This window comes from Leekyejoonella antrihumi (genome assembly GCF_007845645.1).
Classification (GTDB): domain Bacteria; phylum Actinomycetota; class Actinomycetes; order Actinomycetales; family Dermatophilaceae; genus Leekyejoonella; species Leekyejoonella antrihumi.
Window position 1 is genome coordinate 1 of sequence record NZ_VCQV01000004.1, and the last position, 14,017, is coordinate 14,017.

Consider the following 14,017-nt stretch of genomic DNA (forward strand, 5'->3'; position numbering starts at 1 on the left):
TCTTGGTGTGGAGCAGATCAGTGCGTCAACAACACCGATTCTCCTGCCAAGAAGGCACTCTCACGCTCCAACGCGCCGAGCAGGCCCGCCCATTCGGCTACTTCTCCACGGATCGAGGCTTAGGAGTGATTACGCGCCCTTGAGTAAGCTCCGAGCGGCCAGGGCCGAGAAGGATCACCGCGACGAGACGAGGGCCGAAGCCCGATTGGCAACCCAGACCCCCGCAGACCACGGTGGCGATTCCGGTCGCTCGGCCGTTGTCCTCGGCCTCTGCGGTGCGATTCCCTCGACAGCGCACAGCGCTGGAAGCGGTCAGCTCGTTGAGCGGAGGTACTTGCCGAAGTGCGGGACGGTGAAGGCGATTCGGCCGCGCTCGCCACTGTAGGTCAGTCCCTTCTTGAGCAGGGCGTCACGGGCGGGGGAGAGGGACTGCGGTCTGCGGCCGAGCACGTCCGCCACTGCCGACGTCGGAACGGACTCCACCTCGTCGAGCTGACCCGAACCGGCCAGCTCCTGCGCCGCGTCGGCCATCGCGCGCAGATACTCGCGCTCGCCGGGTGTCGCTCTTTCATACCGTGATCCGAAGAAACCGACGGCCAGCTCGGCCTCCGCAGCTGGCGCGGCCACGGCGATGTCCTCGATCGAGATCGGTGTGCCGGGTGCGACATCCCACGCCACCTTGCCGTAGGCCTGGATGAAGTAGGGGTAGCCGCCGGTCGCGGCATACATGGCATCGAGCGCATCGCTCTCGAACGACGCGCCCTCGTCCTTCGCCGGTGACTGCAGCGCCATGTCGGCGGCGTCGCGCGGAAGTCGATCGATCCGTGCATACCGAAACAGTCTCTCGCTGTATGACTTCGAGGCTGAGAGCACCGCCGGCAGATGCGGCAGGCCCGCTCCGACGACGAGCATCGGCAGCGACGACTGGCTGATCTCGTGGCACGCGGCGCACAGCGCAGACACGTCGTCCTCGTGCAGATCCTGCATCTCGTCGATGAAGATCGCGACCCCACGGCCGAGGTCGGCGGCGAGACCGCCTACATCGGTGAGCAGTTCTACCAGGTCGATCTCGATATCGCCGGAGTCAGCCCGACCCGGCACCGCGGGCGCACTGATGCCCGGGTTCCATTTGTCGCGCAGCTTCGCGCTCGAGCCGGCATCGCGCTGCGCGAACGACTTGATCACGCCGAGCACCTGGTCCACGTCGTCCGGCTGCGAGTGGCCGAGCTCGCGCACGGCCGTATGCAGTGCGCTCGAAAGCGGACGCCGCAACCGCTGGTCGGGACGCGCCTCCAGCTTGCCGGTGCCCCACTTGGCGCGCACAGCCGCGGATCGCAGCGCATTGAGCAGCACGGTCTTGCCGACGCCACGCAGCCCGGTCAGCACCACCGACCGCTCCGGCCGCCCGCGGGAGACCCGCTCGAGCACGATATTGAAGATCTCCAGCTGCTCGTCGCGGCCGGCAAGAGCGGGCGGTCGCTGACCGGCGCCGGGGGCATAGGGGTTGCGTATCGGGTCCACGATCAGACCGTATAAGTGTTTCTAGCGATCCTTGGATATTTCGCTAGCGTGTCCTGCTCGCCGTCCACGATCGGTGGATCTAGGGCAATCTAACGCGACGGCGATACGCTGCTAGCCCGCAGTAGCGGATCGAGTGGTCGCAGATGCACGGGGTATGCCGTGCCGCACCGTGCATACGTGACCACTCGCCCAGGAGCCCACGCGGCCAGGAGCCCATCGAGGTGGCTCCCGCCACACCTGTCATCGCTCCACTCTAGGCTCGGCGTATGCCGCACAGCGCCGTTCCGGCCCACCTAGCCGAACCCTCGACTCGCCGGCTCGACCTGCGCCGGATGACCTGGGACGACCTCGACCGGATCCACGCGTGGGAGAGCGATCCGACCTCCTTCACCCATGCACCCCAGGCCCGCCACACCTCCATCGAGCAGACCCGCGACCTGATGCAGCGCTGGATCGGGTCCTGGGAGCAGGACGGCCTGTCCTACTGGATCGCCGAGCGGCGCGACACCGGCCTGCCGGTCGGATTCGGCGGGATCCGCGCGACGAGGCACGGTTTCAACCTCGCCTATCGCCTCGACGAGGCCCACCGGGGCCACGGGTATGCCGCCGAGATCGCGCGAACAGCCACGGCGCTCGCGACCGAGTGGTGCCCTGGACGCGAGGTCTACGCGATGATCCGGCCGGTCAATACGGCGTCGCTGCGCACGGCCGAGCGTGCCGGGCTCTGGCTCACCGACGAGCGGCCGGAGCAGCCGCCGCCGGATGGCGCGGAACCCGCCCTGATCTATCTGCTGCCACGCATGCTCGCCGGCAGCGACGACGTGGTGCCCGAGGCGCCGGTGTATGCCGAGGCGCTCGACCTGTGGTGCGCCGTCAACGAGGCGGGTGGTTCCGTCGGGTTCGAGGGAGCCGCCCCGCGTGACGACGTGGCAGTCGCCCTCGACGAGCACCTGGTCGCGTGCGCCTCCGGCACGGCGGTCATGGGTCGACTGGTCCATCCGCAGACCGGTGCGCTACTGGGCCTTGCCTTTTGGACGGTCTTCAGCAACTCGAAGGTGGCTCACATCGGCGTGCTGAAGCGCGTGATGGTCGACCCGCGACACCGCGGGCGCAATCTCGGCAGCGTGCTGATGGGCGGGATGCACGCAATCGCACGCGATCACGGCGTGGAGGTCGCCCGGCTCAACTACCGCGGCGGCACCGGGGTGGGCGCGTTCTATGAGACCTGCGGATACCGGGAGATCGGCCGGCTCCCACGAGGATTGCGGTTCACCTTCGGAGACGTCGACGACGTCGACATGGCGCGTCGGCTCGACGGCCACCCGCTCTGAGACCTGGTGGTCGGCAGTCCGCTCCCTCGGCCGGTTGAATCGCTTGAGCGCAAGGCGCGATACCTCGCATACTGAAGTGACGGCCGCAACCGTGAAGGGACAAGGGATGAGTCTGCGCGAATACACCATTCCCGGCATGCACATCCGGGACCACGACGTAGCAGTGCCACTGGACTGGGCGAGCCCGGACTCGTCGCCGCGGCTCACCCTCTTCGCCCGCGAGATCGTCGCGCCGCAGCGTCGGCACGAGGAACTGCCGTGCCTGCTGTATCTGCAGGGTGGCCCGGGAGGCAAGAGCCCGCGGCCCACCAGCCCGACCGGGTGGATCGGTGAGGCGCTGAAGACCTATCGCGTCATACTGCTCGACCAGCGCGGCACGGGTCGCAGCACGCCGGTCAGTGGCCGCACGATGACCGCGTTCCCCGACCCCGAGTCGGCAGCCTCCTATCTCAGGCACTTTCGGGCGGAAGCGATCGTCGCGGATGCCGAGCACCTGCGCAAGACGCTCTTCGGCGGTCGCCGGTGGACGACCCTCGGGCAGAGCTACGGCGGGTTCCTCACCCTGACCTACCTGTCCCACGCGCCGGAAGGACTGGCCGCCTGCCTGGTCACCGGTGGCCTGGCCTCCATCAGCCCCGACGTCAGCGAGATCTACCGCCGCACCTACCCGCGCACGAGGGCAAAGAACGAGACGTTCTACCAGCGCTATCCGCATGCAGCAGAGCAGATCTCACGCATCGCCGACCGGCTGTCCACCGACCCGGTGCTGCTGCCCGACGGTGACACTTTGACCGTGCGCAGGCTGCAGAGCCTCGGCATGGACTTCGGGATGAAGCCGGGCTTCGAGCGACTGCACTGGATGATCGATGAGGCGCTCGACGACGATGGGGAGCCGACGGACACGTTCCTGGCGCAGGTGTGGGCGCGCACGGCATACCGCGACAACCCGCTGTATGCCGCGCTGCAGGAGAACATCTACTGGTCCGGTCATCTCGCGCAGGCCCCTGGCTGGGCCGCGCAGGCGGAGCACGCCGCACACCCGGACTTCGCCGAGACCGCCCGCCCGCTGCTCTTCACCGGCGAGATGGTCTATCCGTGGATGTTCGCCGAGATCAGTGGCCTGCGACCTTTCGAACAGGCGGTGAATCTGCTTGCGGAGCAACGCGAATGGAGTGCCCTCTACGACCCGACGCGACTGGCGGGCAACGAGGTTCCCGTGCATGCCGCGGTCTACTTCGACGACATGTATGTCGATGCGGAGCTGCAGCTGGAGACCGCCCGCCGGGTGGGCAACCTGCACCCGTGGGTGACCAACGAGTACGAGCACGACGGACTGAGCACCCCGCGCGTCTTCACGCACCTCGTGACCCAGCTGAACCTGCATGGCGGAGCGCTGCGTGATGACGACTGAGTAGACCCCTCCCTCGCAAACGCGCAGCGAGCATGCGTACGGTCCAGGAGGACTCGGCGGTTCGTGGTCGAGTGGACTCCCAGAGTTCCAGGGGACTTGGAGTCAACAGTCCATCGAGTCCCTCCCCATTCGTACGTTCAGCGCAGCCGGGTCACCTCGAACCGCCTTGCGGGGTTGGCGATCTGGTCCTGCGCGGCGATCAGCTGGATCTCGCGGGTGCCGGCCCGGTGGGTCGCCTCGACAATGCTGAACACCGAGTCGGCCACCGCTGCCAGCGTGTCCTGCGGGCTCTCCTGCAGGATCCGCGCCAGGAAGATCGCCGCGCTCACGTCACCGGCGCCCTCGATATACATCGGCAGCAACGGGGTGCGCACACTCCACACGTCGGCGCCGACAGCCAGCGCCATCTGCACCGAGTCCGCGGGGGTGTCGTCGGTCTGCACGGAGGTGACCAGCACCGAATGCGGTCCGCGCGCCCGCACGGCGTCGATGGCGGTCAGCAGGTCGGTCACCGAGTGGATGTCGCGACCGGTGAGGAATTCCAGCTCGAACTGGTTCGGGGTGATCAGGTCCGCCGCCGGCACCACATGGTCGCGGATGAACTCCGGCACACCGGGCTGCACGAAGAAGCCCCGCTCGACGTCTCCCATCACCGGGTCCGCGCAGTAGACCGCCTTCGGGTTCGCGGCCTTGACGCGGGTGACGGCGTCGAGGATGACGGCGCCGACCGGCATACCGCCCTGATAGCCCGACAGCACAGCATCGCACTCGGGCAGCACCCCGCGCTCCTCGATGCCGGTGATGATCTCGGCGATCGTCTCCGGCTCGAAGACCAGACCCCGCCACTGGCCGTAGCCGGTGTGGTTGGAGAAGTGCACGGTGTAGACGGGCCACACCTCGTGGCCGAGCCGCTGCAGCGGGAAGACGGCCGAGGAGTTGCCGGCGTACCCGTAGGCGACGGACGACTGGATCGACAGGATCTTCACTCCGGCGACTCTAGACGACGTCGCGGCGCCGAGTCAGACCTGCGTGCGGAAGCAGTGCATTGCCTCGAGCACCGGGCGGACCAGGGACACTTCGTGGGTGCGGTAGACCCCGGTCTGGCCCAGGTGGGCGAGCACAGCAAAGACGCCCTCGGCGCTGCGGAACCGATCCTCGAAGATGTCGAAGGCGTGCGGCAGGGCGTGACAGATCGGCAGCCCCAGGCGGCGCAGGCGGAAGGTATGCAGCAGGGCTGCGGCCTGGTATTCCGCGCGGGCCTTCGCGTCGTCGAGCTGGTAGCCGAATCCGACGCCGGGATCGATGACCAGGTCGGTGACGCCGAGCTCGCGCGCTCGGGCGATCCGCCGCTCGAATACGTGGATCATCTGCGGCAGCTGATCCACGCTGACGTCGGCGTCCGTTATGGCCCGCGCGTGTGGGCCGAGCACGTGACAGAGCACGACCGTCGCCCGGTGCTCGGCCGCGAGCGTGAACATCTGGTCGTCGTGGTCCGATCCGGTCAGGTTGAGCACGCACGCGCCGGCCTCGAGTGCCGACTGGGCCACCGGCACCTCGTAGGTCTCGACGGACACGGCGATGTCGTCGGCGACGAGCTGCTCGATGACGGGCAGGAGTAGGCGCTGCTGGGCCTGGCCGTCGACGGCGGCGGCAGTCGCAATGGTGGACTCAGCGCCCAGATCGATCAGGTGCGCTCCCTCGGCTGCGTACACATGTGCCTTGCGCACGGCCGCCTGGGTGCTGACCGCAACGCTTTCCCGGTAGGCGGAGTCCTGCGACAGGTTGATGACGCTCATCAGCACGGGTTGGCGGTCGGTGTCGTAGACGCGCTCGCCCAGCCGCAGCGGCGCAACCGGGTGCTCGAGGTCGTCGGCGTGATCGGCGGCCAGCTGGGCCAGCCCTCGAAGGGTGATCATCGGCCCGGTGCCAGGTAGCGCATCATCAACGTCCCGTCCCCCTCCAGCACCTGCTCAAGCCGGAAGTCGGCGACGTCGGGCAGCACCGTCGTCGACGGCGACCCGGACGTTCCGGCAAATAACGGGGCGAGCGTGATGTCGGCCTCATCCACCAGGTCCGCCGCGACGAGGTCACGCAGCAGGCTCGGGCCGCCTTCGCACAGGATGCGGCGCAGGCCCCGCCCTGCCAGCGCATCCACGACTGCCTCGGGCGTGACTTCCTGCAGGGCGATGACATCCGCGTGGTCCCGTGCCGTCGCCAGCCGGCCCTCATTGGCGTCGGCGCGCGTGATCACCACCGGTCGGTGGGCGGACTCCGACCAGATCGGCAGCTCCCAGGGCAGCTGCAGCGATCCGGTCACGACGGCCACGACCGGCGCCGCCAGTTGCCCGTCAGCGGCGCGCCGCTTCGCGTCCTCCGGGTTGGCCCGCATTGGTGTGTACTGCTCGGCTCGCAAGGTGCCGCTGCCGATCAGGACGGCATCGGCATACCGGCGCACCGCGTCGAACACCAGCTGATCCGCGTTGGAGGACACCGAACCGCTCAGGCCGTCGGCGCCCGCAGCGGCGCCGTCGAGAGTGGTGACCATCATCGCCCGCACCCACCGCCTGGAATCCGGCCAGGGGTAGGCCCGCGCCACCTCCTGGTCGGTGAGGTCGTCGCCTTGCTGACGGTTGCCGTAGATCGCGCGGATGGGATTCACCACGTCAACATACGACGACTCGCCGCAGCAGCGTGCACCTGGCGCACTGGTTCCGCCGGATTCGAAGGCTGGATGGCGACCCTTCGATTGATCTCAAGGCCGCCGCGCATCTGTCCGAGGCCTGGACGTCCATCTTTTGATACGGAGTGATGCGCATGCGGGCAACATCGTTATAGTCGAACGGACTAGGTAGTTGCGATATGCCTGATGGATGGTGCGGATTCTCGACGATCCACCGGCCTGGTCGAAGGAGTGATTGACGTGCTCGTCCTTGGCGCGATCGTCGTCCTGATCGGTCTCATTTCACTGGTGATCGAGGCGCACGTCTCGACCGCCGGGGTGCTCGGGGCCGTCGGCGTGCTGGGCGTGGCCGGTGGCATCGGTGCCATCCTGGCAGGCTCGGGAGTAGGACTGTTCATCACGATCCCCATCGCCGTCGTGCTGGCGGCTGCCGGCTTGCTGACGATGGCCATGGTCGCCGGGGAGGTCGTTCTCGCCCGCCGGCAACCTCTGAAGTCGGGGCCGGAAGCCCTCGTCGGTCAGCGCGCCACGATCCACAGCTGGAATGTCTGCGAGGGCATGATTGCCGCAGACGGAACGCTGTGGCAGGCCCGACTGGCCTTCGGCTGGGAGGACCCACAGCCCACCGTCGGTCAGACGGTGGTCATCAATGAGCTGGACGGACTGACGCTCTCGGTTCGCCGGCCGACACCCTGGGAGGTACAGCCCACATGGAAGCCCTCATCGTTGTCGTTGTAGTCCTGTTCATCGCTGCCTTGCTGGTGGCCAGTTCCTCCGTGCGCGTGCTGCGTGAGTATGAACGCGGCGTCGTGTTCCGGCTCGGGCGCCTGATCGAGTTGAAGGATCCCGGGCTGCTGCTGCTGATCCCGGCTGTCGACCGAATGGAGCGCGTCGACCTGCGGGTGGTCACGCTGAACGTTCCCGCGCAGGACATCATCACCCGCGACAACGTCCCGGTCCGGGTGACGGCCGTGGCGTATTTCAAGGTCATCGACGCCAACCGGGCGATCATCGACGTTGAGAACTATTACGTCGCCACGAGCGAGATCGCCCAGACGTCGCTGCGGGCGGTCTTGGGCAAGGCCGACCTGGACACGCTGCTGTCGGAGCGTGAGCAGCTCAACGCAGACCTGCAGCAGGTCATCGATCAGCAGACCGAACCGTGGGGCATCAAGGTCTCGATCGTGGAGATCAAGGACGTCGATGTGCCCGCGAACATGCAACGTGCCATCGCCCGCCAGGCCGAGGCCGAGCGAGAGCGGCGCGCGAAGGTCATCAACGCTCAGGGTGAGTTTCAGGCATCGAAGCAGCTGGCCGACGCGGCCGACGTGATGTCACGCAACCCCGCGACGCTGCAGCTGCGCTACCTGCAGACCCTCGTGGAGATCGGCGCCAGCGGCAACTCCTCGACGGTGATCCCGCTACCCCTGGACATCCTCACCCCGCTCCTGGGAAAGCTGCACGGCACAGACGTCGGTGACACCCACGACGGCACGTCGGCGGCCGGTGCGGACGCGCCGGTCGAGGACATCGACCGGTCGCCTCGGAACGGGGTGCCTCGGTTGGGCGTTTGACCGGTGATGAGGGACGATCGGGGCATGAGCAACGAGGAGATCACCCCGGCCGAGCTGGCCGACGACGCCGTCATGGTCGACGTGCGCGAGCAGGACGAGTGGGACGCCGGGCACGCCCCGGGCGCGATCCACATACCCCTGGGCGAGCTGCCGAGCAGGTTGGACGATCTGCCCGACATCGACCCGATGCCGATCGTCTGCCGCTCCGGCAACCGCTCCGCGCGGGCCGCGGCCTGGCTCGAGCACCAGGGGTTCGACGCGGTCAACGTCGCCGGCGGCATGAAGGACTGGGCCACCGCGAGCAAGCCCCTCGCCGGCACGGACAGTGACCCGCGAGTGATCTGACGCCGGCACCGACGGAGCCCGCATCCAGGCATCTCCTGGGGCCAAAGTGCACAACCGGGTGGGTGGGTTGAGCCGACGGTCTCAGGAGATCGCCGGCACCGCGGCGAGCGCCGAGGTGAGGGCCTCCTCGGACAGTGCATCGTCGATGAGCCGGTCGGCCAGATAGCTCTCGTAGGCACCGAGCTCGAGCAGCCCATGCCCGGACAGCCCGATCACGATGACCTGCTCCTGGCCGGTCTCCTTGCAGGACAAGGCCGCCCGACGAGCCTGCGCGATCGCGTGCGACGACTCGGGTGCTGGCACGACACCTTCCGTGCGGGCGAACTGCAGAGCCGCGTCGAAGCATTCGCTCTGGTGCAGACTGGTCGCCTCCACCAGACCCTCGTGCACCACGTGCGAGAGCAGCGGCGCCATCCCGTGGTAGCGCAGTCCGCCGGCGTGGATCGGGGACGGCACGAAGTCGTGGCCGAGGGTATACATCTTGAGCAGCGGGGTGAGCCCGGCCGTGTCGCCGAAGTCGTAGCGGTACTCGCCACGCGTCAACGTCGGGCAGGCCGCGGGCTCAACCGCGAGCAGCCGCGGCGACTGGTTGCCGGCCAGTTTCTCCCGCAGGAAGGGGAAGATCAGGCCCGCGAAGTTGGACCCGCCGCCGGCGCAGCCGACGACGAGGTCGGCGCCGGTCTCACCGGCCTTGCGCAGCTGCAGCAACGCCTCCTCGCCGATGACGGTCTGGTGCAGCAGCACGTGGTTGAGGACCGACCCCAGGGCGTATTTCGTGTCATCCCGCTGCGCCGCGACCTCGACCGCCTCGGAGATGGCGATGCCCAGGCTGCCGGGGTGGCCCTCCTCGAAGGCCTTGCCCGCCTCGGTCAGCAGGCTCGGTGAGCGATAGACCGTGCCGCCGAACGTCTCGATCAGGGTGCGGCGCGCCGGCTTCGTGTCGAAGGACGCACCCACCTGCCAGACGTCGCACTGCATGTCGAAGAGCGCGCACGCGAACGCCAGCGCCGTGCCCCACTGGCCCGCTCCGGTCTCGGTGGTCAGGTGCCGAATGCCGTTGATCGAGTTGTAGTACGCCTGCGGCACAGCGGTGTTGGTCTTGTGCGACCCGGCCGGCGAGACACCCTCGTGCTTGTAGTAGATCCGCGCCGGGGTGTCGAGCACCCGCTCCAGCCTGCGCGCGCGAAACAACGGCGAGGGCCGCCACTGCCGGTAGATCTCGCGCACCGGCTCGGGGATCTCGACATACCGCTCGGTCGTGACCTCCTGGGCGATCAGCTCGGGTGGGAAGAGGGCGGCTAGGTCGTCCGGACCGACCGGCTGGTGGGTGCCCGGATGCAACGGCGGTGGCGGCGGCGTGGGCAGGTCCGCGACCACGTTGTACCAGTGCGTCGGAATCTCGGAGTCGTCGAGCAGATACTTCACTGGTTCGTCGGCCATGGCGTCCTCACGTGGTTGCGGTGCTGAGCCACACAGTAGGCGGTGCGGGCACGCCCCGGCCAGATTTTCGCGGCATTCCGTCGGCTGTAGCATGTGGATCGGACGCACTTCGGAGGAGTCGACATGCCGCGGTATCGCTTTCTTGATGGCATGGGGGATGTTGTCGCAGAGGAGGAGTTCGCGGACCACGCCACGGCAATGACCTGGCTTCGTGAAGAGGACGAGCTCGACGAGCCGGTGCAGCGGGTCGAGTATCTCGGGCCCGAGGGTGACTGGCGCTGGGCTGGAGCGTTCGAAGGCTGACGGCGACCGGCGGATGCCGGTTACTTGAGCAGGCGGGACATCCGCCGGTCGGCCAAGACCTTGCCGTCGGTCTGACAGGTTGCGCAGTACTGCAGCGACCGGTCGGCGAACGACACCTCGCGGACCACGTCACCGCACACCGGGCACTTCTCGCCGGTGCGGCCGTGCACCCGCATGCCGGCCCGTTTGGCGTCCTTGAGATCCTTGGCCGGTTTGCCGGTGGAGGCCTCGACTGCCTGCCGCAGCACGGACTGCAGCGCCGCGTAGAGTCGCGAGACGGTTTGCGCGTCAAGGGAACCGGCGACGGCATATGGGGAGATCTTCGCCGCGTGCAGCACCTCGTCGGAGTAGGCATTGCCGACCCCCGCAAGGACGGACTGATGGCGCAGCAGGCCCTTGATCTGCGTCCGCTGACCCTCCAGCAGGCCCGCGAACGCCGCCTCGTCGAAGCCGTCCGCCAGTGGATCGGGCCCCAGCGACGCGATGCCGGGCACCAGCTGCGGGTCGCCGACGACGTATGCCGCGAGCCGCTTCCGCGTCCCGGCCTCGGTCAGGTCGAAGCCGGACCCGTCAGAGAACCTGCAGCGCATCGCGATCGGCGACTTGCCCGGACGCAGCACGGTGGCGGGGATCTGCTCCGACCACCGCAGCCAGCCGGCTCGTGCAAGATGGAAGATCAGATGCGTGCCATCGGCGTCCAGGTCGATGAACTTGCCCCATCGACGTGCCCCCGAAACCAGGAGCCCGTGCAGCGCCTGCGGAGGTGGGTCGTAGGTCTTGAGCACCGTGATCGACCCGAGCTCGACCGAGGTGATGGCCAGGTCGCGGGTCCGCTCCTGCAAGAACCCGGCCAGCGCCTCGACCTCCGGCAGCTCAGGCATCCGCGCTCCGCTGCTGCGCCGCCTCGGCCGATTCGCGCTGCCGTCGGGCGTTTTGGATCAGCCTGTGCAGGGCGAACCCGTCGGAGCCCTCGAAGACCATCACCCGCACCGGCCGACCACGCACATCGTCCTTCGTCAGGGGGTGTCCGTGGGAGAGCACCCGCTGGGCCACCGTCAGCTTCCGGATGGCGATGCCGTCCACCGACTCCGGCTGCTCGAGCGCGAACTCCTCGTAGATGCGTGGGTCGTGCTGGCCGTCGTCACCGACGAGCAGCCACTTGATGTGCGGGAACTCCATCGCCAGTCGCCGCAGCGACCCGTGCTTGTGCTCCTGCCCGCTGCGGAAGGCCGCTGTCTCCGTCGGCCCCCAGTCCGTGAGCAGCAGTGGACCGGGCGGGAACCCGTGCCGTCGCAGAAACCGGTCCAGAACCGGCTGGGTGTTCCAGGCTCCGGTGGACAGATAGATGACCGGCGCCTCCGGATTGCGCGCCAGCAGTGAGCGATACATCGCAGGCATACCCGGCACCACCTTGCGCGCGGTCTCCTCCAGGACGAAGGTGTTCCACGCCGCGTGCACCGGCCTCGGCAGTGAGGTGACCAGGCAGGTGTCGTCGATGTCGCTGATGATGCCGAACTCGGCATCCGGGCTGATGACCTGGACGGGCGCCTGCGCCTGCACGTCACCGGCGGTGATGGTCGCCTCCCGCCAGCCCGGCTCCAGCCCGTGACCGACCAGGTTGACGTCGATATAGCCGCCCCGATCCGTGATCGTCGAGACCGTTGCGTCGCCAAAGGTCACGGTGACCTCGACCTTGGTCAAGGGCGCGGAGAAGAACGCTCGGAAGCCGCGGCGCCCGCCGTCCGCCTCGACGGCCGGCTCCTGCGCGTCCTGCCCGTCCTTGCTCATCACGATCCGTGCCAGGACGCGCGCGAAGGATGGCCCGGCATACCCGGTGTAGGGCATCACCCGCCGCCCCCAGCCGCGGCGCCCCAGACCGCGGGCGACCACGGAGTTGAGGGCATCCTCGGCGCGGGACGCGGGGTGCGGCTTGGCCATGGCGCTAGCCTAAGCCTCCCGGGTGAACGTCCGCCGGTCAGAGCGGCGGATCGTATCGATCCGGTGACAGCCCGGCGGGTGCAGCGACGCGCACCTAGGCTGACCGGGTGGGCATCTGGCCGTCGGTGGACGCTCTGCCGGGCGGTCCTGGCAGGGCACCTTCTCGTCGGCAGGTGCTGACGGGCGCTGCCGGGGGTCTGTTCCTCGCCGGCACCGGCGGGGGGATCTGGGCAACGCGACCGCAGGATGCGCGGATCAACCTGTTGTCCCGGTCGGTCGGGTTCAGCGGGCCCGGCGAGCGGGTGCTGCTGAGGTCCGCGGACGCCGGTGCGATGATCGGCGGCACCCGAGTGCTCACCGCGAGCACCGACACGGACCGCCTTGTCGCGGAGGCGCAGGCCTGGCTCGACGCCGCCCCGGCCTGGTCTCGGTCCGGCGCCATGCACAACCTCGCGCAGAGCGCGTTGCTCGACCTGCAGGTGCTGTCCGCGGATCTGCCGGCGCCGGTGGCCGGGTGGTCGCGGCCATGGCGTTATGTATGGCCGCGTGATGCGTCCGCGGCGTCGGTCGCGCTCGCGATTGCGGGGCAGCCCGACCTGGCCTACCGCGCGCTGACCTACCTGCAGCGGGTGCAGCACGAGGATGGCTGGTTCGAGGCCCGCTACATCCCGGGCACTGCACGGACACCCGACAACCGGCTGCCCCAGCTCGACGGCACCGGCTGGGTGCTGTGGGCGGCCGACCGGGTCCACGGGGTCTCGCTCGGCACGGCCGCGATGGTGCGTGACCTCCGCCCGATGCTGACGCGTTCGACGACGCGGATCCTGCGCAGCATCGACATCCCCAGCGGGCTGCCGGCGGCCTGCCCGGACTACTGGGAGACGCCCGAGCGCACGACCACCCTCGGCACCTGCGCTGTGCTCGCCGCCGGCCTCGAGTCCGCGGCCCGGGTGCTGCCCGTGGTGGGTGAGAAGTCGCTTGCGGCCGAGGCTGCCGCGGGCCTGACCCGTCTGGACGCCACGATCGAGAAAGAGTTCGGCCGCTACGGCTACCCGCGGCATCCGCGGCGACACGACCCCGATGCCGCCACGGCGCTCCTGCTGCCGCCGTTCCGTCAGCACGCTTCACCGACGGTCCTGGCGGCGCTGGACCGGTCGGCGTCCCGGATGAAACGGCCCGCAGGCGGCCTGGCCCCCGGATCGTCGTGGCAGCAGGACGGTGTGAGCTGGACGCCCGAGACGTCCCTGTATGCGGTGGCATCAGCGGCAAGCGGCCGGCGCGGCGAGGCCTGGCACTGGCTCACCTGGCTGAGTGATCATCGCACCTCGGCGGGCTCCTTCCCGGAGAAGGTCCTCGCGGGTGGTCGGCCGGCTTCGGTTGCGCCGCTGACCTGGACCGCGGCAATGGTGCTGCTCGCCCTGCACCACCTCGCCTGAACTCGCGACGAGTCGCGCTGAGGGGGTTCCTCACCACG

The 14,017-nt window shown here is 68.7% G+C and carries 14 protein-coding genes; 7 read left to right on the forward strand and 7 right to left on the reverse strand.

Annotated elements, in window-relative coordinates; all coding sequences use genetic code 11:
* Positions 1-312 precede the first annotated feature (312 nt).
* Positions 313-1,521 carry an ATP-binding protein gene (locus FGL98_RS03835; RefSeq protein ID WP_146315389.1) on the reverse strand — a complete coding sequence of 403 codons (1,209 nt, stop codon included), beginning with the start codon at positions 1,519-1,521 and terminating at the stop codon, positions 313-315.
* 266 nt (positions 1,522-1,787) lie between these two features.
* On the opposite strand from FGL98_RS03835, the gene FGL98_RS03840 reads away from it, so the two are divergent.
* The gene (locus FGL98_RS03840; RefSeq protein WP_146315391.1) at positions 1,788-2,852 is read left to right on the forward strand and encodes a GNAT family N-acetyltransferase; all 1,065 of its coding nucleotides are present in this window, start codon (positions 1,788-1,790) and stop codon (positions 2,850-2,852) included.
* A 106-nt stretch (positions 2,853-2,958) separates the two neighbouring features.
* Entirely contained in the window at positions 2,959-4,263 is a 1,305-nt protein-coding gene (locus FGL98_RS03845) for an alpha/beta fold hydrolase (protein WP_146315393.1), read from the forward strand.
* A gap of 137 nt (positions 4,264-4,400) precedes the next feature.
* On the opposite strand, the gene pdxY is transcribed toward FGL98_RS03845, so the two are convergent.
* The 3 genes from pdxY to FGL98_RS03860 are packed head-to-tail and all read right to left on the reverse strand — an operon-like array spanning position 4,401 to position 6,922.
* Positions 4,401-5,249 (reverse strand): pyridoxal kinase PdxY, encoded by an 849-nt coding sequence (gene pdxY, locus FGL98_RS03850; protein WP_146315395.1) that lies wholly within the window; start codon positions 5,247-5,249, stop codon positions 4,401-4,403.
* Positions 5,250-5,282: 33 nt separating this feature from the next.
* On the reverse strand, positions 5,283-6,179 hold the full coding sequence (locus tag FGL98_RS03855) for a dihydropteroate synthase (protein WP_146315396.1): 897 nt from the start codon (positions 6,177-6,179) through the stop codon (positions 5,283-5,285).
* Positions 6,176-6,922, reverse strand: coding sequence for a dihydrofolate reductase family protein (locus FGL98_RS03860; RefSeq protein ID WP_146315398.1), 747 nt, complete (start codon positions 6,920-6,922; stop codon positions 6,176-6,178). Before FGL98_RS03860 ends, FGL98_RS03855 begins: the two co-directional genes overlap by 4 nt.
* Before the next feature lie 207 nt (positions 6,923-7,129).
* Between FGL98_RS03860 and FGL98_RS03865 the strand changes: the two genes are divergently transcribed.
* Genes FGL98_RS03865 through FGL98_RS03875 form a run of 3 tightly spaced genes read left to right on the forward strand, consistent with a single transcriptional unit; the run spans position 7,130 to position 8,862 of the window.
* Positions 7,130-7,681 carry an NfeD family protein gene (locus FGL98_RS03865; RefSeq protein ID WP_146315400.1) on the forward strand — a complete coding sequence of 184 codons (552 nt, stop codon included), beginning with the start codon at positions 7,130-7,132 and terminating at the stop codon, positions 7,679-7,681.
* Positions 7,654-8,517, forward strand: coding sequence for a slipin family protein (locus FGL98_RS03870; RefSeq protein WP_146315402.1), 864 nt, complete (start codon positions 7,654-7,656; stop codon positions 8,515-8,517). Before FGL98_RS03865 ends, FGL98_RS03870 begins: the two co-directional genes overlap by 28 nt.
* A 24-nt stretch (positions 8,518-8,541) precedes the next feature.
* Positions 8,542-8,862: a rhodanese-like domain-containing protein gene (locus FGL98_RS03875; RefSeq protein ID WP_146315404.1), complete on the forward strand. Its 321-nt coding sequence runs from the start codon at positions 8,542-8,544 to the stop codon at positions 8,860-8,862.
* 81 nt (positions 8,863-8,943) lie between these two features.
* Here the strand turns inward: FGL98_RS03875 and FGL98_RS03880 are convergent, their stop codons facing one another.
* On the reverse strand, positions 8,944-10,302 hold the full coding sequence (locus FGL98_RS03880) for a TrpB-like pyridoxal phosphate-dependent enzyme (RefSeq protein ID WP_146315406.1): 1,359 nt from the start codon (positions 10,300-10,302) through the stop codon (positions 8,944-8,946).
* Positions 10,303-10,425: 123 nt separating this feature from the next.
* Between FGL98_RS03880 and FGL98_RS03885 the strand changes: the two genes are divergently transcribed.
* Positions 10,426-10,605: a hypothetical protein gene (locus tag FGL98_RS03885; protein ID WP_146315407.1), complete on the forward strand. Its 180-nt coding sequence runs from the start codon at positions 10,426-10,428 to the stop codon at positions 10,603-10,605.
* A 20-nt stretch (positions 10,606-10,625) separates the two neighbouring features.
* On the opposite strand, the gene FGL98_RS03890 is transcribed toward FGL98_RS03885, so the two are convergent.
* On the reverse strand, positions 10,626-11,486 hold the full coding sequence (locus FGL98_RS03890; RefSeq protein ID WP_146315409.1) for an Fpg/Nei family DNA glycosylase: 861 nt from the start codon (positions 11,484-11,486) through the stop codon (positions 10,626-10,628).
* Positions 11,479-12,543 (reverse strand): App1 family protein phosphatidate phosphatase, encoded by a 1,065-nt coding sequence (locus tag FGL98_RS03895; protein ID WP_146315411.1) that lies wholly within the window; start codon positions 12,541-12,543, stop codon positions 11,479-11,481. The genes FGL98_RS03890 and FGL98_RS03895 overlap by 8 nt, the downstream gene beginning before the upstream one ends.
* A 107-nt stretch (positions 12,544-12,650) precedes the next feature.
* Between FGL98_RS03895 and FGL98_RS03900 the strand changes: the two genes are divergently transcribed.
* A complete protein-coding gene (locus FGL98_RS03900; protein WP_146315413.1) occupies positions 12,651-13,979 on the forward strand; it encodes a glycoside hydrolase family 15 protein in 1,329 nt (442 codons plus the stop codon).
* Positions 13,980-14,017: the final 38 nt, after the last annotated feature.